This window comes from Anaeromusa acidaminophila DSM 3853 (genome assembly GCF_000374545.1).
Taxonomy (GTDB): Bacteria; Bacillota; Negativicutes; order Anaeromusales; family Anaeromusaceae; genus Anaeromusa; species Anaeromusa acidaminophila.
This window is the reverse complement of the sequence record NZ_KB894584.1, coordinates 129,972-153,197: the sequence shown is the minus strand read 5'-3', so window position 1 is coordinate 153,197 and position 23,226 is coordinate 129,972. Positions and strand designations below refer to the sequence as shown.

General features: G+C 53.0%; 19 protein-coding genes. 5 read left to right on the top strand and 14 right to left on the bottom strand.

Features of this window, described 5'->3' with window-relative positions:
* Window positions 1-217: 217 nt before the first annotated feature.
* From C508_RS0103450 to C508_RS0103440, 3 genes are all read left to right on the top strand, one after another.
* Window positions 218-1,258 (top strand): AbrB family transcriptional regulator, encoded by a 1,041-nt coding sequence (locus tag C508_RS0103450; protein WP_018702148.1) that lies wholly within the window; start codon window positions 218-220, stop codon window positions 1,256-1,258.
* A gap of 297 nt (window positions 1,259-1,555) precedes the next feature.
* Window positions 1,556-2,074 carry a hypothetical protein gene (locus C508_RS0103445; RefSeq protein WP_018702147.1) on the top strand — a complete coding sequence of 173 codons (519 nt, stop codon included), beginning with the start codon at window positions 1,556-1,558 and terminating at the stop codon, window positions 2,072-2,074.
* 2 nt (window positions 2,075-2,076) lie between these two features.
* Window positions 2,077-3,627, top strand: a complete 1,551-nt coding sequence (locus tag C508_RS0103440; protein ID WP_018702146.1) for a hypothetical protein — start codon at window positions 2,077-2,079, stop codon at window positions 3,625-3,627.
* A gap of 362 nt (window positions 3,628-3,989) precedes the next feature.
* On the opposite strand, the gene C508_RS0103435 is transcribed toward C508_RS0103440, so the two are convergent.
* From C508_RS0103435 to C508_RS0103405, 8 genes are all read right to left on the bottom strand, one after another.
* Entirely contained in the window at window positions 3,990-4,679 is a 690-nt protein-coding gene (locus tag C508_RS0103435) for an FHA domain-containing protein (protein ID WP_018702145.1), read from the bottom strand.
* Window positions 4,680-4,760: 81 nt separating this feature from the next.
* Entirely contained in the window at window positions 4,761-4,910 is a 150-nt protein-coding gene (locus C508_RS20250; protein ID WP_018702144.1) for a hypothetical protein, read from the bottom strand.
* Between the two features lie 395 nt (window positions 4,911-5,305).
* Window positions 5,306-5,863, bottom strand: coding sequence for a V4R domain-containing protein (locus C508_RS17730; protein ID WP_071595760.1), 558 nt, complete (start codon window positions 5,861-5,863; stop codon window positions 5,306-5,308).
* Window positions 5,864-6,083: 220 nt separating this feature from the next.
* Complete coding sequence (locus C508_RS20645) at window positions 6,084-6,788, bottom strand: methyl-accepting chemotaxis protein (protein WP_018702142.1); 705 nt, start codon at window positions 6,786-6,788, stop codon at window positions 6,084-6,086.
* Window positions 6,789-8,075 (bottom strand): methyl-accepting chemotaxis protein, encoded by a 1,287-nt coding sequence (locus C508_RS20640; RefSeq protein ID WP_018702141.1) that lies wholly within the window; start codon window positions 8,073-8,075, stop codon window positions 6,789-6,791.
* 210 nt (window positions 8,076-8,285) lie between these two features.
* The gene (locus tag C508_RS0103415) at window positions 8,286-8,696 is read right to left on the bottom strand and encodes an NUDIX domain-containing protein (RefSeq protein ID WP_018702140.1); all 411 of its coding nucleotides are present in this window, start codon (window positions 8,694-8,696) and stop codon (window positions 8,286-8,288) included.
* Between the two features lie 89 nt (window positions 8,697-8,785).
* Entirely contained in the window at window positions 8,786-10,141 is a 1,356-nt protein-coding gene (locus C508_RS17720; protein ID WP_018702139.1) for a hypothetical protein, read from the bottom strand.
* Between the two features lie 312 nt (window positions 10,142-10,453).
* Entirely contained in the window at window positions 10,454-10,834 is a 381-nt protein-coding gene (locus tag C508_RS0103405) for a DUF8042 domain-containing protein (RefSeq protein ID WP_018702138.1), read from the bottom strand.
* Window positions 10,835-11,094: 260 nt separating this feature from the next.
* Here C508_RS0103405 and C508_RS0103400 point away from each other — a divergent pair, with 260 nt between their 5' ends.
* Together C508_RS0103400 and C508_RS0103395 are read left to right on the top strand one after the other, a co-directional pair.
* Entirely contained in the window at window positions 11,095-11,832 is a 738-nt protein-coding gene (locus tag C508_RS0103400) for a LytR/AlgR family response regulator transcription factor (protein WP_018702137.1), read from the top strand.
* Entirely contained in the window at window positions 11,825-13,162 is a 1,338-nt protein-coding gene (locus tag C508_RS0103395) for a GHKL domain-containing protein (RefSeq protein ID WP_018702136.1), read from the top strand. Before C508_RS0103400 ends, C508_RS0103395 begins: the two co-directional genes overlap by 8 nt.
* A gap of 265 nt (window positions 13,163-13,427) precedes the next feature.
* Here C508_RS0103395 and C508_RS0103385 read toward each other — a convergent pair whose 3' ends face one another.
* The 6 genes from C508_RS0103385 to C508_RS19325 all read right to left on the bottom strand — a co-directional run bounded on the left by C508_RS0103385 (window position 13,428) and on the right by C508_RS19325 (window position 23,180).
* On the bottom strand, window positions 13,428-13,775 hold the full coding sequence (locus C508_RS0103385; RefSeq protein WP_026319333.1) for a magnetosome magnetite crystal formation protein family: 348 nt from the start codon (window positions 13,773-13,775) through the stop codon (window positions 13,428-13,430).
* 17 nt (window positions 13,776-13,792) lie between these two features.
* The gene (locus tag C508_RS0103380; protein ID WP_018702133.1) at window positions 13,793-14,026 is read right to left on the bottom strand and encodes a hypothetical protein; all 234 of its coding nucleotides are present in this window, start codon (window positions 14,024-14,026) and stop codon (window positions 13,793-13,795) included.
* Window positions 14,027-14,118: 92 nt separating this feature from the next.
* Window positions 14,119-16,113: a clostripain-related cysteine peptidase gene (locus C508_RS0103375; RefSeq protein WP_018702132.1), complete on the bottom strand. Its 1,995-nt coding sequence runs from the start codon at window positions 16,111-16,113 to the stop codon at window positions 14,119-14,121.
* A complete protein-coding gene (locus C508_RS0103370; protein WP_018702131.1) occupies window positions 16,110-16,388 on the bottom strand; it encodes a hypothetical protein in 279 nt (92 codons plus the stop codon). The genes C508_RS0103375 and C508_RS0103370 overlap by 4 nt, the downstream gene beginning before the upstream one ends.
* A gap of 351 nt (window positions 16,389-16,739) precedes the next feature.
* Window positions 16,740-18,428: a ShlB/FhaC/HecB family hemolysin secretion/activation protein gene (locus C508_RS0103365; RefSeq protein ID WP_018702130.1), complete on the bottom strand. Its 1,689-nt coding sequence runs from the start codon at window positions 18,426-18,428 to the stop codon at window positions 16,740-16,742.
* A 285-nt stretch (window positions 18,429-18,713) separates the two neighbouring features.
* Window positions 18,714-23,180: a beta strand repeat-containing protein gene (locus C508_RS19325; RefSeq protein WP_018702129.1), complete on the bottom strand. Its 4,467-nt coding sequence runs from the start codon at window positions 23,178-23,180 to the stop codon at window positions 18,714-18,716.
* Window positions 23,181-23,226: the final 46 nt, after the last annotated feature.

The following is a 23,226-nucleotide window of genomic DNA, read 5'->3' as shown; positions in this document are numbered from 1 at the left end:
TTCTTTATTATTACTATTATACCGTCCCTCTTGACGCGTGGAAACTAAAATGACTTTTTCCCTACAGTTTCCTCACGAGACGGTGACATCTCCATCTCCTTGCGCTATACTCAAGAAGATTGCTATTCTCTAGCTTTTCTCTATTACACTGTATTTCGTTTTTCTTACAGCCGATTCCTCATCGCAGCCTAGCTTTGAAAGGGGTTCTTTACTCACCATGCTTCTCATGCTTCAAACCGGCCTTGTCGCTGCTTGCGGAGGCGTTTTATTCTTTTGGCTAAATATGCCGCTGCCGTGGACGCTAGGTCCGCTAGCGGCAGTGCTACTCTGGCGAGCTTTACTAAAACGCCCGGCGGCCTGGCCAGTACAGATTCGTAACGGCGGCATGCTCTTTCTTGGTTACGCCATGGGCGCTCCCTTCACGCCGCACACGGCGCAGGCCATTTTACAGCAGTTACCGGCTATCTGTCTTTCGACCGTTTTGGTAATCGCCATCAGTCTTTGGATGGCTTCCGTCACGGCTCGTTACACCGACATCAGCCTGTCCAGCGCCTTTCTAGGCAGTACGCCTGGGGGACTGACGCAAATGACCGCTTTAAGCGAAGAAATGCCCCATACCGATCCCGGGGTCGTCACGTTTTTGCAGACCTTTCGCCTTTTGGCCACGGTCTTCACAGTGCCTTTTTTAGTTTTGCACGGCTTGGCGGATCAAGTAGATCTCGCTGGCGTCGTCCTGTCCGGCAGCGCTGAAGAACTGCTCTTCGCCTATCTGCCGCCGTTGGGCCTGGCCATTAGCGGCATGTTTATTGCCACAAAGCTGCACTTGCCCACGCCGCAGCTATTAGGACCCATTTTAGGCACGGCGATTTGGTCCTTACAGGGATACACTACGCCGCCTTTACCATCGGAGCTGCTAAAAACCGCACAATGGTGCGTCGGTACGTACATGGGCCTCAACATTCCTTTGGTAGCTCTCCCTTCCTGGAAACGCCTCGTACCGCTGACAGCGCTGTCCGTCGTCATGCTCCTCACCGCCACCTTAGGTATTGGCCTGATTCTCTCGAACATGCATGGTTATAGTTTGGCTACGGCCTTTATCGCCACCGCTCCGGGGGGCATGGCCGAAATGGGTCTCACCGCCATGATGGTCCACGCGGATCTTTCCATCATCATTTCCTACCAGCTATTCCGGCTGCTCTTCATCCTCTTGGTCATCCCGCCTTTCTTTCAGTGGTACTTTCGGCGAGGGAACCTCTAATTTATTCACATCTCGCGCCACAGCGGTTCTTTTTCCGTCATACTTCGTCAGAAAGCCTCGGCAGAGCGCCGCTATGCCTGCGTTTTCTTCCTCGTCTGGCAGAAACACTCCTCGCCTTGGCGGAGTGTTCATTAAATCATTGGCTCCCTGAAATATTTTAATGTTTTTTTCGAGCCCTCCCTCTACTCCCTATACTCCTGTTAAAAAACCGTACTCCGTTCTTCTCTTGGGTACCCTCTCGCGACTCTTGTTCAATCTCCGTACCCCTCCCAATAACAACGAAAGAAGGAATCTATTATGTTACGTCGTTTTTTACCGTTTTTACTTCTGGCTCTATTGTTTTTGACCCCTGCCGCCCAAGCGGCGGAATTGCCTGGCGACAGCGCTTTTGTGGCGACAGCGCTTTACATTGATGCCGGTGACCGGGATATTCCCGGCCTGGATCTTCTCAATAAAGGACTGAACCAGGTACTGCGCATGCAAATGAGTTCCTTGCTTCTTGGCAGCGAAGTTTATGTAGGTACCGATGTGCTCCGGGATTTGAATCGCCATGGCGTCACTAATGCCGCCAGCGCCCAAGCAGCCAATCTCACTTCTTATTGCGTTGACCGCCAGGTTAAAAACGTGATCCTGTTTACCGTCAATCCCTTGGACATGGTTGTAGACTGTAAAGCCTTCACTGCGGTGGACGAGCAATTTGTCGTCGACAAGCGCATGACCCCGCCTGAGGGAGGGCTTATGAGCACCTCCTATGATCGTCTGGCCGCTTTGTTCACCACCGAGCTGCCTGCCATTGTGGCCACCTTGAAAGGCTAATCATGAAAAACGTCTTTGCCGCGCTCTCTTTCCCCCGCATATTCTGGCCCCTCGCAGGCATGTTGGGGCTGCTCCAATGCTATTGGATGCTGAACCTTCCCTTTTGGCCTTTTACCGATCTGCCCAACCATTTGGCGGTCGCCGCCATTTACCGAGACTATGACGCCCCAGACAGTCTCTACCGGAATTATGTGCTTCTAGAGCGTTTGTTTCAGCCAAATACGTTTTTCCCTTGGTTTTGCAGCCTCCCTTTCTTTGCCAGCGTAGAGCAAGGAGCGCGCGTTTTCTATGGCTTGTACATTCTAGCCCTGCCATTGTCTGTTTGGAGCTTGCTGCGCCGTCTCGGCGGCGATGGACGCGGCGCCGTCCTCTCCCTGCTTTTGCTCTACCATTACAGCGTCACCTGGGGTTTTGTAGGCTATACCGCTTCGTTACCTGCCTTCTGCGGCGCCTGGTCCTGCCAGCTAGCTTGGCTCCGCGATGGCAAAAGCAAGCACTTAATCCCCCTCAGCCTATTTTTAGTACTGCTCTTTTTTCTACACGGCCAGACCACGCTGTTTGCGCTCTTCTTCCTCGGCTTGCAGGCCGCCTACAACCGACGCAGACAGCTTTCTTCCCTTGTACCGCTGGGAGCGGCTGCCTTGCCGGTACTGCTCTTCGTCGCCGCTTGGCTCACTGCAGGCGGCGGATTTCAGCCAGGATCTCACACCGGCCACCTGCTGCAAGATTACTACTTGGGCGGTGAATATCTATCCGCCTGGCCGCAACGCTTAGCAGACGCAGTAACCTTGGACAATCGCGCTTTATATGAAGGCGCTGCCGGTTATCTTGCGGCCTCCTTTTTCACCCTGGCCTTAGGCGTCTTCGCCTGGAATCGTTGCCGATACAGTTGCAAGCCTTGGAAACAACAGCGGCTTTTTTCCGTCTGGCTGCTTCTCTTCCTCTCGCTAGGCGGTGTGCTCGTCCTGCCCCGAGAAATCGACGGCCACGGTATTATTTATGAACGTTTCAGCGTGTTCTTGCTTCTAGCATTAGTACTTCTTGCCGGCGCCGGCAGTGTCCGTCCTCTCGGCAAACGAATGGTGACCGCCATGCTGCTGGTGACTTTGCTGCACGGCGCCGCCTGGAGTGAATACTTCTGGTCCTTCCGTCAAGACAGCGCCAGCTTTAATGCTTCCCTGCTGCCAGCAGCGGAAAGCGGCCTCGTAGCGCCGCTCTTTTACGACAATTCTTTTCGCGGCCGCCCAGTATATCTGCATTTTGCCAACTATCAAACGCTGGATAACGGCGGGCTCGCCGTCAACGCCTTCATCGACTACCGCTTCGGTACTATCCGCCGACACGTCGATGAAACCACATTGCCCCGCTATGATGAGTGGATTTCCTGGCGTTGGAGCTATGAGAACCTCTACCCGGAAGTTCCCTGGCTGCTAGTCCGCGGCGAAGCCCCGGACCGAGCTGACAAATTTTTCGCGCAGTACCATCTTGAAAAAGAGCAAGGCCCCTGGCAGCTTTGGCGAAAGAATGGAAATAATAATAACAAACAAGAGTAGATGGAGTAAATGGAGGGTATGACGGAGGGAACGAGATACAGAGTAACTATTATAAATTCCTATATAGCTACAAAACCCGGTCTAGAAAGATTACTTTCTTAGACCGGGTTTTTCGTTTAACCTGGTATTATATCAATCATAAAAGCGGAGAGCTTATCACGTCGCTCCTCGCAAAGACACGCTAAGCTGGCCTATCTATACTCTAAATTTTCATTGTCATTCTAACTAACTTTTGTCTTTGCGAGCGAAGCGAAGCAATCTCTATTTTCTCTGCCGAGCCCTCACTCTACTCCCTTTACTCCTGTTAAAAAACCGTTCCCCGTAGCCCTCATTCGCACCCTCAGATTCTCTGATTCTCTTGTTCAATCCTTATTCCTTGTCAAGAGAAGTCCGCTGCCGCGGACGGTTTTCAAAAGCCGCGAAGCATCGCCCAGCTTTTTACGCAGCCGATAAATAAGCACATTCAGCTCGTCCGTGCCCACGTCCACAGAGCCTTGACCGTCAGCCTGCAAACGCTCCGGCCAAATCTCCCGCTTGATTGTCTCATAGTCCACCAACGTGCCGGCGCGCTCCCACAAAAGCTGCAGCAAATGCCACTCTTTGCCGCTCAAGGAAACGCTTTCCCCATATACCTGGCACTCTTGCCGCTCTGGAAAGAGCGCTAACGCCTGCGGCAGCTCTAGGCCTTGGCGCAGCATCAACGTTCGACTCAAGTCGAGCGTTTTTTCATCGCCTCCATGCTCCAGCCGCAACGCCACAAGACCGGATGCCAACTCCAATCGATCTCCCGGCGCTAGCCGCCGTACTTCCTGTTGCAATGGCTCTCCATTAACACTGGTACCATGACGACTGCCCAGTTCCTTTATGCTCACGCCTGTTTCATCACAACAAACCAGGCAATGACGACGCGAGACGAAGGGGCTGGCAAAATACATCCCTGCCGCTCCCTGGCCGCTGCGCCCCAATAGCCATTCCCCTTTTTCCAGCATAATGCGGCTGCCGGAAGGATAGGGAACTCCCTTTTCTACAACTAAGCACCAATTTTCTTCCACAGCCATCCCTCCTGGACGTATTTCTTTCTATATCATACTGCGAAAAATTTTTCCTGCCAAGAAGGCACGTCAGGAAAGCGTTTAAAATGTCTGCAATAGCGATCCGGCCACGCCGCGCATGGTTTCCGTCCAAGGCAAAAGAGCGCCAAAACCTTCAAAAGAAAGCCAATCCGGTTTCCATGCATGAAGAACCAATACCGCTAAGACTAAAATCCAACCACTATGTCTCATGACGCATCCTCCTTTGCCTTTTGTTAGTTTGATTATACCTTTTTTCATGTTACAGAGCTATGACAACGGCATGACAACTCTATTACACTCTCTAGACGGAATCGTTGGTTTATGCACATCTTAACCAAGCTGGATCTTTTTCCGTCAGATGTCGTCAGAAAGCCTCGGCATAGCGCTGCTATTCTTACTTTTTCTTTCTCGTCTGGCGAAAAAATCTCTCACCTTGGTAAAGTGTTCATTGCACCCTCGATTCCCGTTATAATTTTACATTTGAGCATAAAAATCTATAGCGGCTTTGCTTGTATTTGAGACTTTTATTGGAGCAAGGCGGTCCGATAGACAAAAAAGGTTGCGGTAAAATGCATGTTTTCATTTTACCGCAACCTTTTATTTTTTTATCCATGCACCAGACTGGAATCAGAAAAAGCCTGCCCTATGCCCTGCCCCAAGGTAGCCTCAAAGCGGCAACGCTCATCGCCACGGCTCCAGCATTCAACTTCCACAACATCGTAAGGCTGTTTAAAAAAGGCTTCCAGCACGCCCGAAAAAACACCGGCATCAAAGTAACAGCTAGAATAGCCCTTCGTCGGAGTACCGGAACAATCCAGATCTTCCTTCAGCACAAACACAAAGCGGCTATTATCTGGCGACGCCTCTTCCAAATGGAGCAATCCCAGTCCCATTTCCCGCAAAACTTGCTGCAACCTCCGCAAGAGCCATTGGCCTTCATGCGTCTCCCCTATCATATGTTGGTAAAACTCTTTGCCTGCCAACTGACCCGCCTGATAAAATACCCCTTCCGCCTGTTGCGTGCCCAAGCGCTCTTCCAGCACATCCCTCATCGTATACTGCATCAACCGATACGCTTCCAGCCTCGCATATCGTCCCAGCGTAGGCCGTCCTTCACTCAGTCCGCCCAAAAGATCCCACGAAAAAGGATACCGACGTTCCATATTGATTCCTCCTTGCGTATAAACAAGCCGAATCGAATCTCCGTCGATTCTATTGTAACAAAAAAAATCATTTTTTGCAAAATTAAAACTATTTTTTACAGGCAGCATTTGAAGTCAAACCTCTCCGCCGCTTTGGCGGCGCCGCCTTTAATAAGGGGATAAATAAAAACGCCCCCTAGCAAGAGCCTACTCTTGCTAGGGGAACGCCATCTGCCCAACTTTACAACCGGAACCGTCCCACGGTCTGCTGCATTTCTTCAGCCATTTTAGCCAGCGCCTGACTGGAAGTAGCAATCTCTTCCATGGAGGCCGACTGCTCTTCCGTGGCCGCGGATACAGTCTGCGTATGCCCCGCTGTTTCACGGCTGATGCTTTCAATGCGTTGTACCGACTGCACCACGTCTTGGCTGTGCGCGCCGATTTCCTGCGCCGCCTGGCTTACGTGCTGTACCTGCTGATACATAGAGTCGATCAAACCGACTATCTGCGTGAAGGTATGACCTGCGTCATCCACCACCGCGGTACCGCGCTCCACCTCGCGCGTGCCATCCTGCATGGCCACAACCGCGCTTTGGGTATCGCCCTGAATTTCGCTGATCAGCTCCGCAATGCGCTTAGCCGCTTCTTGGCTCTGTTCCGCCAGTTTGCGCACTTCGTCGGCCACCACCGCAAAGCCGCGTCCTTGCTCGCCTGCCCGAGCCGCTTCAATAGCGGCGTTCAAAGCCAAAAGATTCGTCTGTCCGGCAATGCCGCTGATGGTATCCACAATTTGTCCGATCTCTTGAGATCGTTCGCCCAAGCGGGCCACTACTTCCGCCGACTGGCTAACCGACGACTCGATCAGCTGCATCTGCTTCACGGCTGTTTGCACGGCTTTTTCGCCGCCCCGAGCGGCCTGCGCCGTTTCGGTAGAAGAGTGCGACATCTAGCCCAAATTCGCCGCCACTTCCTGAATTCTAGAGGACATAGCCTCGACGCCGTGCGCCGCCTGCTGTACCGCTCGCAATTGATCATCGGTCCCATGCGCTACATCGGTAATCGACTGGGCCACCTGCTGCGACGCTTGCGCCGACTGGTCCGCGCTGGCGGTCAGTTCCTCGCTGGAAGCCGCTAAATGTTCCGATGAGCTGGCTACCTGCTTAATCATACTGTGAAGATTCTGCTGCATCCGGGTAATGGAATCGCCCAAATGCATAATTTCCTCTACGCCGTCCACTTCAAAGCTACGGCTCAAGTCGCCGTCCGCCATGCGTTCCGCCGCTTCATCCAACACCAACAACGGCTGGGCCAGCCCCTTGGCCGAATAAACAGCCGTCGCCCCCGCACAAGCGGCCACCAACAACAATAATCCCGCCATCGTCAGCACAATCGTCCAAATCTGGTTGCTCACCTCGCTGGAAGGCAAATACGCCACAACGCCCCAGCCGATAGACTTGGCCGGCGAATAGGAAATCATGGCTTGCTCGCCCCGCGTAGAAGCGCTTTCCTGGCTGCCGCTTTGTCCCTGCAGCACGGCCGCAATATACGCCCGGTCAGCAACCGACTCGTTCTGCTGCACTTTATCCTTATCCGGATGAGCCAACAGCTTGCCTTTATTGTCGACAATATCTAAGTAACCGCCTTGCCCCACCTTGACCGCTTCCGCCATAGACCACAGCGATTTCAGACTGATATCCGCCGCAAAAACACCGATAGGCTTGCCTGCGGCATCACGAATCGCCGTAGAAATCGTCACCGTCGGCGCTTTGGTGAAAGAGGAAATATAGGCATCGCTAAAATGCAATTTTCCGGCCATCGCGTCTTTAAAATACGGCCGATCCGCCCGATTGGCCAAAGTACCGGACGTTCTGGCAATTTGCATGCCGCTGGCGTCCATAACATAGATCAATTCCATATACGGATTTTTTTGTTGCGCCGCTACAATCATTTCTTTTAGTTGCGCCGCATCCATGCTCCGTGCTGTCGGCGTCGCCGCCAGCGCTTCCGTCAAGCCTTTGGCATCGCTCATAAAGCGCTCGATTTCACTGGCCGCCTGTCCGGTCAGCTCACGATTGCTTTCGGCAATATTTTCTTTTTTCTGCGTTACATTCATATAGGTGCTCACGCCGCCCACCAGCGCGGCAGACAAGAAGGCGAATAAAACCAACAGCAGAATCAATTTACTCTGCAAGGTCTGCTTTGTCGCCGTTTTTAAAACTCCCTTATCGCTCACAATCCTACACCCCTTCTTATTGTTACTATCCGTATGTCTCCTTGATAAAACAAGTTCAACCAATACAGGCTTATACTTCTAATTATACCCTTCGTACTTTGATTGTATAAAAAGCCACTACAGCTTCTGTTAAAAATTGGTTAAACCCAGTTAAAAATTAACCTCTAACATAACAGAGCAACAACTATAACCTTCAGGGTTTAGGAAACGCTATCCCCCTATGGCTTTGCTGTCGCCGGCCGTACCGCCCATGCCTTGACGGATCAGCTTTTCTACTAAAAAAACATCCATGGGCATAAATTCATAGCTGCCCAATTCTTCCGGGCCAGCCCAAGCCAGCTCATCATGACCGGAAAGTGAAAAATTCCCCTCCTGCCACTGCGCCCAATAGGCCAGCAAGCGCACGTCTCCATAGGAGCGCAAGGCAAAGCGTCCGCCGATCGCCACATTTAGGCCCATAACGTCTACAAGATTTCGCTCTAAACACTCCTCCGGAGCTTCATCCGGGTTACATGTTCCCCAGGGAAATTCCCATAAACCAGCCTGTGTGCGGCCCTCGCTGCGCCGCGCAATTAGTACCTTACCTTTTTTTACGATGAGTGCTGCTACTCGTTGTTGCATTCTCATCTTCTCCTTTCCAGCTGTCGCTGTCGGATTATGTTTCTTTTCCTTGCTTTTTATCACTTTTCCTGCCAACCCACAAAAAAAAACTAAATTCTACTGGTAAATACGTCCCGAATTTGCCCTGTTTCGCTCCATTTTTGCACTTTCTCCATGAGAATACCACGTAAAACTCCTGTTGGCCGCTCTTCTAAATCGTAGTAAACCTGGTATAAGGGCTTATTCAGATGCAGCAAACGTTCCAAACGACTGGGCGTAGCCGAGACGATGGCCTCGCAGGCTGCGGCATTCAACGCCGCCTCCAGTTCCGCCAACTGCTCCGGCTGGTATCCTAACGCCGGCAGCACCTGCTGCAAATGCGGATACATCTGCCGAGCTTGCGCCAAAGAACCCCCGGCCCATTCCCAAGGCTCCACAACCTCAGCGCCGGCGGCGCGAGCCGCCAGCAGACCCGCACCATAGGGCATGCCGCCGTGCGTCACAGACGGCCCGTCTTCCACCACCACTACCCGCTTTCCCTTTAGCTCGTCGCCACGGTCCAAGCGAGGCGGGGAAGCCGCCAGCACCACTGCCGCTCCAGGATTAATCGCTGCAATCGAAGCTTGCAGCAAGGCTACGTCTTGCATGGAAACGCTGTCCACCTTGTTGATCAACACTGTATCCGCCATGCGTAAATTGGTTTCTCCCGGATGATACGTACGCTCATGACCTAAACGCAAAGGATCGGCTACCACAAGCAGCCAGTCCGGTCGAAAAAAAGAGAAATCATTATTGCCACCGTCCCAAAGAAGCACATCCGCCTCCGCTTGAGCCGCCGCTAAAACTTCTCCATAATCCACACCCGCATACACAATATGCCCTGCTGCCAGATGCGGTTCATACTCCTCGCGTTCTTCCACGGTACAGCGAGCGCGCTGCAAATCCTCCACCGCAGCAAAGCGCTGACAACGCTGGCGCTCCAGCTCTCCATAGGGCATGGGATGGCGTACAATAGCTACCCGCAAGCCCCATTCCTTCAGCCAAGACGCTAGTTTGCGCGATACCTGGCTCTTGCCCGCGCCGGTCCGCACCGCACATACGGCAATAACCGGCTTAGACGCCTGCAGCATGGTCCGCGCCGGACCTAAAAGACGAAAATCCGCTCCAGAAGCCAAGACCCTTGACGCTGTATGCATCACCGTTTCATGTGAAACATCGCTGTACGCAAAAACAACCTCATCTACCGCTTGCTCTCGAAGCAGCGCTTCCAGTTCTTCCTCCGGCACAATGGGAATGCCCTGCGGATAAAAGCGCCCCGCCAACGACGGCGGATAGCTTCTGCCTGCAATGTCCGGAATTTGCGTCGCCGTAAAAGCCAGTACCAGACTGTCGGCATCATCGCGAAAACAAGTGTTGAAAACATGAAAATCGCGTCCGGCAGCGCCTAAAATTACAACCTTGTGCATGAGGCTACACCTCCAGGAGATACGAATATCCGAGATTTTCAACAGGAGTAGCGAAAGGGTTATGAGTGAATATTAAAATACCAAAAAAAATAGAGAACCGATGATGCAATGAACGCTCCGTCAAATTACGACAGCACTGAACGCGTTTAGTGCCGGCTGCGCCATGAATGGCATGGCATCCGTCATCTATTTCACTACCAGACGAAAAAGAAAACGCAGGAATAGCAGCGCTATGCCGAGGCTTTCTGACGATGTATGGGAGAAAAAGAGATATTTTGACGTGAGATGTGAATGCATCAACGATTCCCTATATTAAACGGCTGCCCAAGTTAAAAGATGTTGTCTCGCTTCCTCGCGCCAGGCAGTAAACGCTGGCGCCATCACCTGCGCCAACACCTGCTGCATCTGTGACAGCTCTCCGCCGACAAAAGCGTCCTGCATGCCGGAAATAGCGTCCCGAAGATCTTCCAACACTTTTACTAACTGTTCCTTACGCTCTTCCATAAAAATTTCCGGCAGCAATTCTGTCAAACGACCCGCAGCCGCAGCAAAGTCGTCAAAAAGCTCCTTTGCCGCTTCCAGCTTCAGTTCATCCAGTTGTGTCTGCATATACTGCAGCGCCTCTTCCATCGTTTCCATAATTTCCAGCATCCGCCGAGCTAAATCTCGCTTTTGTTCATCTGTAACTTCCATGTGCTTCCTCCTTCGCGCAACCGCGATCTATCATCCTTGACAAAGGAAGATTTCGCTCTTTTCAAGACAGTTCCCTGCTGAAATCAAAATTCTACCAAATTTTAATACTCCTTTTGCGCCACCGCTCCTCCTATTCCATCTCCGTTCCTCTCTAGGTCCGTTCCTGCTCCCGTCAAAAGTCCTATTCTCCTGCCGTGCGCTGTTTCCAGCCGATACGAGTATGCTACAATATATAAAACAAAACCTAAGGAGGGACGGCTTTGCTGCACCTAGCGGTTTGCGACGACAGAACCGAAGACCGAGAACGGCTCTGCCGCCTGCTCGAAGAATACGGCCAGTGTAACAACCTAGAGCTAACTATCGACCAATGGAGTACGGGCGAAGAATTTCTACTCGCTTTCGCCCCCGGACGCTATCAACTACTCTTTCTAGACATCTACATGAAGCAAATCAACGGCGTAGAAACGGCTCGCACGCTGCGAGAACAAGACGAAAACTGCGCCATTGTCTTCGTTACCACAAGTCAGGAGCACGCTGTAGACGGCTTTGACGTTAACGCCCTGCACTACCTTTTGAAACCCATCACCGCAGCACAGCTAGAGGTGGTATTTCAACGTTTGACGCGCCTGCAAAAAAAAGAGCCTGCGTATATTACCATGCGATCACAACGCCTTGACGTACGCTGCAACGTAAATGACATTTTATTTGCCGAAATCTATGACAAGCTGTGTTTGATCCATACGAAAACCAATACCATTCAAACCTATACGCCCCTGGATGAAATAGAACGCCAGCTTCCTGCAAGCCTTTTTTTGCGTTGCCATCGCAGCTATTTGGCAAACATGAGCTACATTACCCGAATGGAGGATACGCAGTTCACTGTTCATGACCAGCACCACATTCCCATCCGCAAAAATGACCGGCAGGCGCTTAAACAACGCTATTTAGATTATCTTTTTGCAACTACCAGGAACAGTGACGCCAAGCATTATGATTGAAACAATCTTAGCCTGCATATACTTGATTTTATCCATAGTACCCTTCAGTTTCCTGCGGTACTACCCTTTTTTAAAAGACCTGCGTTTTTCCCTGCGCACAGTATGCCTGCTATATACCATAATTTTGCTTTTGGAACTGGCCGGTATGGGCTTGCTGCGCTACTACGGACATTGGTCTTCTGACATTTATGGCCTCTATCGCTTATTGTTTGCCATCGGCTTCGCCATACTGTCTTTCCTTCTCATCAAAAGCGCTTTCTTTAAACAGTTTTTTGTCTATACCATGATGGTGACCTATGCGGTTTTTGTTTACGGCACTGCGCATTTTTTTGAATTTCTCGGCATTGTATACTGGGAAGAAGCGCCGGACCTGCTTGTTGCCAATATCGTCATCATCCTGCAGCTTCTTCTGACATATCCCCTTGTTTTTCGTTTTCTTAAAAACAGAGTTATCCCGCTCTTACTACTGGATAGTCCGGTCTGGAAGTACATCTGGACCCTTCCCAGCATGTTTGTAGTCGGCTCTTTTCTCTTCGGTTCCGAGCTGAAGGCGGACGTCATCTGGAACTGGCGCTACCTTGCTTACCGCATGATCGCGAGCGCGGTCGTCATGATCAGCTACTATATTCTGGTAAAAATCATGGAGCAAACCCGTCAAAATACCGTTTTGCAGGAAAAAATTCGCACCTCCCAGGAAGTATTGGAAATGCAGCGACAACACTATCAACTGCTTACCAACCGTATCCAGGAGGCCCGCTCCATCCGCCACGACTTCCACCATCATCTGCTGGCCATGCAAGCCTATCTGGACGGCAAGCAATATGAACAGCTCACAGACTATCTTGCCCAATACGCGCGGGAATTCTCTCCGCCGTCGCAAGCGCCTCTGTGTCGGCACTATCTGGCCGACGCCGTTTTGCAGCACTATCAAAGTCAAGCAACCGATCAAGGCTGCGAGTTTCGCACCTACGTCGATATCCCGCCCCAACTAAGCATAAGCGACCTGGACTTATGCATCGTCCTGGGAAACCTGCTGGAAAACGCCTTAGAAGGCAACCGAAGATTGCCGCCGGATGAACAGATGCTGCACCTGCATCTGAAGCGGCAAGGAGAAATGCTGATCCTAACGCTCGACAACCGCTTTGACGGCAGTCTACACTATCGCGAAGGAACATTGCTGTCTCATAAACGCGGCGGCGCAGTCGAAGGAATTGGCCTGCAAAGCGTCCGCGCCATCGCGGAAAAATATCAAGGCGTCGTCCGCGTCGAACCAAACGCCAATGTGTTTAAAGTCTCGGTCATGCTGACCTTGCCCTCAAACGAGAATTGAACACTAAATCCTGCTTAAGGACGCTAATGAACCGCGAAACACACGAAAGACGCGAAAGATTTTTATAAGGAATTTAGTTCCGCCTTTTATTCCTGTTAAAAACCCGTATCCCTCCCTCGACTCTTGTTCGCCTTGATTCTTTTCCTGAAGCTTCCAACTAAAAAGTACCCGGCGCAGATCATTCTGCCGGGTACTTTTATCGTTTACTGCCAAAATGGCATCACCGCAATGAGTGTAGTAAAAAAATTTATTTATTGCAGCGTCGTTACTCCAAAAATTGTAAAATCGGATAGACATAGTACTCTCCGCTCAAGGCTCGAACCGTCGCCAGCATAGCGCAGCCCAGCCACAAAAGTCCGCCGCCAATGACGACGATCCACGCTGCGGTTTCTGTCGCCATTAGCAAGGAAAGAGCCAAAACAAGCGCGATCATTGCTGGCGCCAGGAACAGTTGAAAAAGAACGGCCTGCTTCGCATGATGCGCAACAAATATGTCTTTGCACTTATAAAGCCAGATCGCCAGCGGCAGCAGAAAAAAACCCAGGCCCCCGAAAAAGCAGCCGCAATGGGCCGCAGCCGCCAACATTTTTTGTCCCCCGGATAGGTTCGCCATACTGCCTAGTCGTCCTGCTATTTTCCCGCGTCCAATGCCGCGTTATAATCGCTGGCCCATTTGTAGCTGAAGTAAACACTGGCGATCGTGGCAATAATCGCCATTTCCGGGGAAATGAAATTGGAAATCAACGCCCCTCCAATGGCAATACCAATAAAGAGCAGCAACCCCTTTTTCAAGCCGGCCGCATAAAACCCTCCAAATCCAAAAATGCCCAAAACAACAGCGATTGCAATACTTTTCTTCGACATACTTTTTCCTCCTCTTTATGATTTCATTACCTAAGCCGCGTACCTGCTAGAATTCACCTCCCTTACTGGAATCTAGACCGCCCGGAAGCGCTTCAATTGTTCGTTTCAACGCTCGTAACAATTTTACCGTCTTTAATGGTATACGTTACAATCCGGGAAAGAGCGCTTTTGTTTTGCGGGTCCACAAACTCAAAACAATATCCGTAGACGCCGTCGCCCATCGCCTCGTCCGCGATCTGCGGCTGCGCCCCAAGCGTAAAGGTATCTACCTCAAACTGCTGAAATTCTTCCTCATGGCCGCTCAGCTTCATAGCGTAATGCAGCGTAGTCACAACATCCCCGGCTTTAAGAGGCGTAAGCTCCTTGTCCGCCATCCCGTTCGACTCAATCCCCCGGCGCATGCCCAAGATACGATAGGCTTTATCTTCGAAGGTATACGCCACCTGTAAGTTGCCTTCTTTTCCATTGAGCTTGATCGGCACGGAATACAGATTGTAACCGTCTCCTTCATAAGTAATCTCAATATAGACAGGATGGCCGTCAAGCATGGGCCACTTCCCCTGAAAATTATCTTTAAAAATTCCCTTTTCCCAATCCGCATTAATATCAGCGTCGCTTCCCAAATAAAGAAGCACATCATCTTCCTTGCTCTTAAAAACAAGCTGGCAATGCACAGACGCCAGATTCTCCATCTGCGCCGCAGACAGCTTCACAAAGGCATTGCCGTCTTTGTCTATATCTACCGGCGTATCCTCTAGCTGACTTACATCAAAGATTTTTTTCCGTTCCTCCGGCTTTGAGATAGCCGCCGTCTCGCTGACAACAGACCCTTGCAAATACGGCGTCGCCTGGGGCGGCATCTTCCCGAAAATTAGATCGTAATACAGACACTTCATCGGCAATAGCGGCGCGGCCTGCTCGGCGTAAGCCATAAAATGATCTGCGTCGCCATTGTAGGAATAATAGCCCGAAAGACCGCTGCTTTCTTTGCGGTAAGGACCATTTACTTTATACACTACGCTTTCTTGTACCGCTTGGCGCAGCGTATCCGCAACCCCCGGCAGCAGGCTGCGCGCATTCTTCGAAAGACTCCCTAGATCCACCATATTCGAATAGCCTTGTTCGCGAGTATTGCCGCCATAGCTTACAGCCGTCCCCGCAGCTCTTGAAAAAGAGGCAAAAAACGCCTGCGGATTTTTCTCCGCCTGCCGCAACGCCGCTGCGCCAAACGCCTCGTACGCCTCGCGCAGCTTCGGCAGCCCCCGCATATCGACCACGGATAAGGTCGCTGCATCAGCAGTACCATAGGCTTCACAACCTGCAAGATAGGTGTCGCAGATCGCTTTCCCCAAGGCCGCGCCGTTCATAGACGGATCCCGCGCCAGCGCACCGACCCAGCCCGTATAGTCCCAGCCGTTGCCTGGCTCAATCTCCTCAGAGGCCACCATATAACGCGTAAGGCCGTGAAGATCGTGCATCACATCCGCCGTCGCCATAAGACACGCGTCAAAGCCAATCAGCTCAAACGGCGGATTCTCATGATCCGGCGCAGCGGCAGCCTCAAAGGCCGCCCGCAAATCATTAAGACTCAATGACCTCTTCGTCCGCTCGTCGTAGCAAACGCCAGCCGCGCTGCCGCCGCCATGATCCCATAGAATGCAAACGCGGTGATCCGCCGGGTAGTTCTTCGCGCCATAGCGCAGAAAGTCAGCCAGCGTATCCGGTGCCCCCATGTCGGCGTCCGGCAGCTCCTGCAAGGTATGAATCCCGTCCTTATCATAAAGGTACCGGCCCACCGCTCCGGCCGGAATAGCCGGCGTGTGCCACTCTACAGCGCCTCCGGTCTGAATAAGCACCCGCACATTGGCAGGCAACTGCACCTGCAGCAGCTCCTGTATATCCGCGGAAGCAGCGCCGCTTTTGCTCTCCAAGTCCGTACCGCAAACATACCAATAGATCGTCCACGTATCGGTTGGCCGATAGGCGGCAGCAGCCCGACTGCCTGTAAAAGAAACCAACAAGAAAAAACTTAGAATCAACGCTAGAGCCACTTTGAAAAAAGAAGGCTTCTTCATAGAATCCGTCACGCGCTTTCTCCTTCTTGCAGCGCTTCCGACAAGCTGCCTCCTGAAGGCGTCGCCTTCAGCACCCCCGCCTCCAGCAGCTTCTTCACCAAATCCTCTTGCACTGCCAAAGACTGCACAAATCCGTCCAGCGGCATAATCAGCCGCTGGTTGACCTCCACCACCGGCTGCCCGTTCTCGCTTTGCAAATGCGGCTGCACCGTCATCAAATCCAGACGCACCAAATTTCCCGTCACATGCACCGCGCTAATCGCGTCAGCAAAGATCTCTCGATTCATTTTTCATTCTCCTTTCCTGTTCCCTACAAGCCAGCCTGCTCCCTGTCTTTGCGAGTACAGAGCAGCAATCTACTTTCCAATATTCTCCATCTTTTCTTTGGTCCCTTTGTATTACAGTTCTTTATGTAAAAAATGGCAGCTTTAATGAACACTCCGCTGGTCTAACTTATTCTTGTTTAATTCAACTCTTTCAAACCCTCACTTTACTCCCTGTACTCCTGTTAAAAAGCCGTACCCCGCTCCCTCATTCGTACCCTCTATGGATGTCGGTTGCCATGCCGTCCATGGCGCAACCGACCCTAGGCGCATCCAGCGCCGTCGCCGGTTCTCCTGTTCAAAGCCTCGTTCCGCTTAGAAATATTTTACTGCCTGAATCCAGATACGCTCCTTGCTATCTGGCGCCGCCACCGCCTCTTCCGAGGTCAGCTTCCACGCGTAATCCAGACGCAAGGCGTAATCCCCGGGACGGCTGAAAATAAGCCCCAGACCTGCCCCGGACAAGGTTCGCCCGTTCACGCCCGCTCCCGCCCAGGGACTCTTGTTGGCGTTCACATGTCCTTGGTCTACATACGCCGCCAGTTGCAGCGTCGGCTTCGGCAAATTCCAGCGCAGTTCCCCGGTCGCCACATAGCCGCTGTCGCCGCAGGCCTCATTCACCGGATACGCCCGCACGCCGCTCGGTCCCCCTAAGGACATCTTTTCCGACGAATCCAGATTTTTGCTGGCCGCCTGCGCTGCAAAAGACACATGCAAGGCTAAGCGGGAATTCACGTTTTGCACCCGATACAAGCTAAGATTTCCTTTGGTGTAGTTGCCCGCCGTATGCGCTTCGGCGTCATTGGTAACCGCATCCTCCGAATCCAGGCTCAAACGTCCGTAGGCCAAGTTCAGGGAAAAGCTGTTGTAGCCGCCGCCCCCCAGAGAATCGCGGCTGTCGCCGCTGAGGCCCAGATTCCAAACATCCGCTTTTTTGCGATTATTCGTCCCCACATAGCCAATACGGTCCTCCAACTGCTTATGGTCATAGCCGAACCGCCCATTGAGATTGTAGTCCCGCGAACGTACCATCGGATACGTCGCAAAGAGACTCCACGTATCGGAAACCCCGTCGGCGTTCAAGCTGGCGAAGGCCTCGCCCAAGGAATACGTCTGCCGCGCGTAGGAAAGCCCCCACTTCGCGCCCGAATCCCCCAACGGCCTCTGATACGACAAATTGTAGTCGGTACGGTCTTCGCCCAAAATTACGCCAGCCCCCGCGCTGTCCCCCTGACCGCTGACATTCAATACGTTCCAGTTAAGTCCCAGTCGGTTCCTGCCGGTATAACGGCTGCCGTGATTATCCGAATATAGCTGACCATTGCTGCGCGGCCCGTCGGTCAAGCGCACTACCAAGTCCGCCGTGCCTGGCTGCTCCCCGGCCGTTAAGTTAGCAGCGCTCTGCACGCCTGCCGTATCGCTAAGCAGCAGCAACGCCCGCTCCAGTTCTTTTTCTCGTATGTAGTCCCCAGGACGCAGTTCCCTTAGCAGCCCTTCTGCGCTTGTTGTGTTAAAGCGAGACTGATTGTCTACGCGGATCTTGCCGTAGCGCCCCACCAGCACCTGCATCTCCACCTGGCCCTCTTCAATGGACTGCGGCGGCAAAATAGCCCGCGCTACCAAGTATCCTTTGCTGTGGAAATACTGGCTCACCTTCCGCGCATACTGTTCCAGCTCCGCCAGCGTCAGCTCCTTGCCGTACGCCTCCTGCAGCAGCGGCTGCAGCTCCGCGTCGCCGAACAGCGCCTGCCCGGTCACGCGAATATGCGCCACATGAATCTTCGTTGCGTCCGTCGGCCCCGGCTGGACCGCCTCCTGCTCCACCTTGATCTTCGGCTTCGGCGTCTCTTGCGGCGGCAGCAAATGCTCCTTCAAGCCTCCCGGCGTCGTTGTATTCTCCTTACCCTCCAGCGGCGCCGCCTCCGCCGCCCACGGCAGCCCTAAGACCGCTGCCGCCACTAACGCCGCCAATCCGGCGGCCTGTTTTTTCCCTGTCAGCTTCATCAAACTCATATCCTCCGTTTATTGCGTAGACTATATCAGACAAAGAAGTACGGGAACAGCGAACAAGAGAATCGGAGTCACGGGAGGTTACGCATGAGGAAATTCATCTATATTTTCCTGTTACAATACCGCACCCCGCAACCCTCATTCGGGCCCTCACGTGACTCTTCGCGACTCCTGTTCAAGCCTGTTTTTCCTCTATTACTCTGTGTGCCGTTCCTACTCCTGCGCACCTTCTCTTGACTCCTATGTTCTTGTTCAATCCTCGTTCTCCGTAACTCTGATTTACCGCAAGAGCAGTTCTTTCATTTCGTCGGCTTCCAGCCCCAGCTGATCTTGCCCTGCGGCCAACGCTGCCGCCGTAAGCAGTTGCGGCTGGTTCAGCATTCCGCGAGCCGCCTCATTTTGCGCCGTTACCGTCGCGCCGGAACCGTAATACTCCAGAACAAACCGCGCCGTATGCCCTACCGCGTCCAGCAACTCAAACGGTGCGCTTTCCCCGCTCCCTGCCACCAGCCTAGGCGCAGCCTCTGTTGCAGCACTGACTCCTTCACGAATCGACAAGACGCTATGGGCCGCATCAAAACGATATACCGTCCTCTGTCCTCCTGGCGTATAGACCGCCACATCATTGCTGGCGGCTCCCAGGTTCACCTGAACCAGCCCGCCGCCAATGGTTACCTCTGCGCCGCTGACGCTCAACGTCCGTCCGATAGAGCCGTCTGCATAACGAAGGTTGGCGGTCTGCGCTGCGCCTGGAGTTACCACACCGCCTCCGGAAACAATTCCTCCGAAACCGCTGTTAGCCGCTGGCTGATGCACGCCCTGCAGCACCGAAGCATAGGTCGCCGTTCTAGTCTGTGGCGGCACCGGTGTCGGGGTCGGTGGCTGTGTTGGTACCCCAAAGCAGCGGAGCTTTGGCGCAGACTGTCCGGCGTTAAGATACCAGATCGTCATCATATCCCAGTCTTTAAAATTAGCGACATTTTTCATTTCGTCAGAGTCTAAGCCCTTGTATTGAGCATCATTATTATCCTGATCGCCAACTCCCTTGGGCTGGTTGGTGCCAGTCGCACTACGATCCCAGTAGCTGCTCGTGACTGTACTGAAGTTCCTCCCCACCAGGCCGCCGACATAATCATCGCCAGTAACGCTGCCGCTGGCGTAGCTATTCTCGACTGTACCATTGTTAGCCCCCACCAGCCCGCCGACATTGAGTTGTCCTTCCACTCTGCCGCTGGCGTAGCTGTTCGTGACTGTGCTGTTGTTGATGTTATATCCCACCAGACCGCCGACAGTATCTTGTCCATTCACACTGATGCTGGCATAGCTATTCTCGACTGTTCCTTGGTTCCACCCCACCAGCCCGCCGACACGTTTATCACCAGTAACGCTGCCGTAGGCATAGCTATTCTTGATTGTGCCGCTGGCGTTATACCCCACCAGCCCGCCAACATAATTTGCTGTCCCAATCACGCTGCCGCTGGCGTAGCTATTCTTGATTGTGCCGCTGGCGTTATACCCCGCCAGCCCGCCAACATAATAATTGCCAGCCACGTTGCCGCCGGCATAGCTAGTTGTGACCGTGCCGCTGTCGTTATACCCCGCCAGGCCGCCAACATAATAATTGCCAGTAACGCTGCCGCTGGCGTAGCTATTTGTAACTGTGCCGCTGGCGTTATACCCTACCAGGCCGCCGACATCATTTTTGCCAGTCAAGTTGACATTAAGCAGGCCGACGTTTGAAATCGTAGCCCCATTTGTATAGCCGAACAAACCCACACAACTCTCACTAGATCTATTAATAGCCAGATCAGAAATGGTATGCCCGCCGCCGTCGAAGCTGCCGGTGAATTTACCGCCACTGTAGCCGATGGGGTTAAAGCCAGCGCCGCCGTTCCAGCCGCTAGTGCCGCTGGCGTCGATGTTGTTGGCCAGCGTATAGTATTTGTCACGCATCCCGGCGTCCGAACCCATGCCCTGCAAGCCATAGATGTCGGTTATTTGATAGGCCTTTTCGCTGCTTGTTCCGTCGCCACTCAGCGCCCGCAGAAAGGAGCCGCCGGAAATGCGGAAATCCGTGGCGGAGAACGCCGGCAGAACCCGTTCCTGCCGCCAGTCGCCGCCCTTGAGATCGAATGTGCCCACATTGACCGCGCCTTCGGCAATGATCGTAGCCCCGGCGCTAACGGCAAAGCTTCCAGGGGCGGTTATATCGCCCAGATACAAGGGACCGGAGGTATTGAGCGTAACGTTCTGGCCCGTAAGCGTCACTGGGCCAATAAATTGATTGTTATTGCTCAGGTTAATATCGTATTTTGTCGCGGTCCCACTGTAAGTAGCACTCACCGTCGTCACGCCGCGTACTTCCAATGCTCCGCTCTGAGTCACAGAACCGTCGGCATGGATCGTCAGATTGCCGTTAACATGAGAAGTATTCAGTTTTAAGGATTTATTATTACTCAGAGAAACGTTGTTTCCGGTAAGAGAGACCGCATCGTTAAAATATGCATTGGTCAAAGTGATATCATTTGTTCCAGCGTTCAGCGTCGTTGTGCCATTTACAATTACCAGTCCAGTCTGAGCCACATCGCCGCCGGCATCGACAGCCAAGTTTCCGCTGACACTGGTTTGGCCCAACTTCAAAGCGCCGCTGCCTATGCTGACATTCTGGCCACGCAGCGATACCGCGCCTGAAAAGTTATTACTAATGTCAGTCAAATTGATGTCGTATAGTTGTCCTGCATCGCTTCTAGCATTGATTGTTGTAGCGCCATTCACCGACAAAGTTCCGTTCTGAGTCACAACGCCGCTAGAATTGACCGTCAGGTCGCCGCTGATAGTGGACGCTCCCAGCATCAGATTGTTAGCGCTAGCCAAGGTAGCTGTGCGCCCGATCAGACTTACGGAGCCGGTAAAACTATTTTTATCATTAAGGAAAACATAATCCAAAGCGATGGTATTGCCTTGCGCGTTTATCGTTGTCGCGCCTCCCACTGTTAAAACTTTGCTCTGAGTAACATCGCCGCCGGAGGTAATATTCAGGTTGCCACGAACGTTGGAAGCTCCCAGCTTCAAGGCGTTCAAGGCATTGAGCGTAACATTATTGCCTGTTATCGCTACGCTACCAACATCAACCGTGCCAGTACCGCTAATACTTCCAGTGCTATTCCCCGTCCCCGAAGTTAGCTTCAAACTACTACTGGCATTAGTGCTGCTAATGGCCGCATTGATGTTGATATTGTTATAGGCCGATAAGGTAAGGGTGTTGGACGAATTCCAGGTGATGCTGTCATTGATACTAATATCGCCAGTTCCACTACTATTTCCATTTACATAATCCCCATTGTCGTTGGAGGCACCGCTGTAGTCTTGTGTCGTCTCAATGATTACATTACTGCCTTCAAGCCAGCCGGAAACCACGCTTCCGGTTATATCGCCGCCGCTAGGGGCAACGGTGAAGTCCCATGGGTCCAACAGCCAATTGCCGGTTTTCCCCTTGTCGGCGGTGGTGTCTACTTTGGCCGTATCCGCCACGGTCAGCTTTTGCTTACCCGAGGTTTCCACCTTACCGCCGTCGCCGCTTTGGCTGCCGCCTTTAGCAGAAATCGTCCCGCCGAAGGTGCTATTTTTGTCAGACCAGACAACTACGGTGCCGCCGTTGCCGCTGGTACCGGCGTCAGCTTTAAGGGACGCTCCCGCGGCCACGTTGGTTTCCGTAGCCCGCTGCTCCGTGCCGCTGCCCTGGTAGTTGCCACCCGCGAGAATCGTGCCGCCGCCGGCATCGCCAGAGGCGTTGAGTACCGACGTATTGGTCAGGGACACCTTATCCCCCAGCACCTTCACGGTGCCGCCGGTTTGGCCCGCTTCCAGACCGGAAGCGTTGAGCGTGCCGCTGTTGACCACAGCTCCGTTCGCACCGCCTTCAAGACGAATGACGCCGTTTTTCGTGCTGACGCTTTTCGCTTCGATAACACCGCTGTTGTTGACCACCGTTCCCGCCAGAGCGTCGGCGGACTTGGCACTCATCACCACAAGCCCCCCGTCGGCCTGGATGAGTCCTTTATTGCTCGCCAGCGCCGCTACGGCAGCCTGGTCTACCGACATATGCAGCAGACCGTCGCCGGTAAAGTCGAGATTTACTTTGCTCCCCGCGGCCAGGGCGGCGGTTCCTTCCTTGGCGACAATGACCCCTTCGTTGACGGCGTTCGCCCCTAAGAGCGCTATGTAGCCTTTCGCGGCAGCAGACAGCTCGCCCTGGTTGACGACGCTTTTCGCGCTGTCGCCACTGAACTGATAGTTGCCGTTTAAAAAGTCTTTATCCGAAATCCCCAGCGTCGACGCCGCTAGGCCCCCTACGTTCACCTGCGCTCCTTTGGCGAAGAGCACGCCGTTAGGGTTGACCAAAAACACCTGGCCGTTGGCGGACAAGGTGCCGTAGATGGCGCTGGCGTTGTTGCCGGTGACGCGGTTCAAGGCGATGGCCGCAGCCCCGGGCTGATTAAAGCGCACCGTCTCCCCTTTGGCGATGTTAAAGCTGTTCCAGTTGATGATCGCCTTTTGGCTGGCCTGGTTGATCGTCGTGAGCGCTCCGCTCTGGCTGATCGTGGCGCTCCCCGCCGCAACCGTGCCGCCCTCCGGCGCAGCCAGCGCCGTACTGTACCCGCCCAACAGCAGCGCCCCTGCTAAAAATCCTGCGTATACCCTGCGCAGCGCGTCCCTGCGCCAATTCCGCTTCCACTTCCGTTGCATAAAACGGCCTCCTTCATCTATTAAAAACTAGCAGTACTGCTGTTTT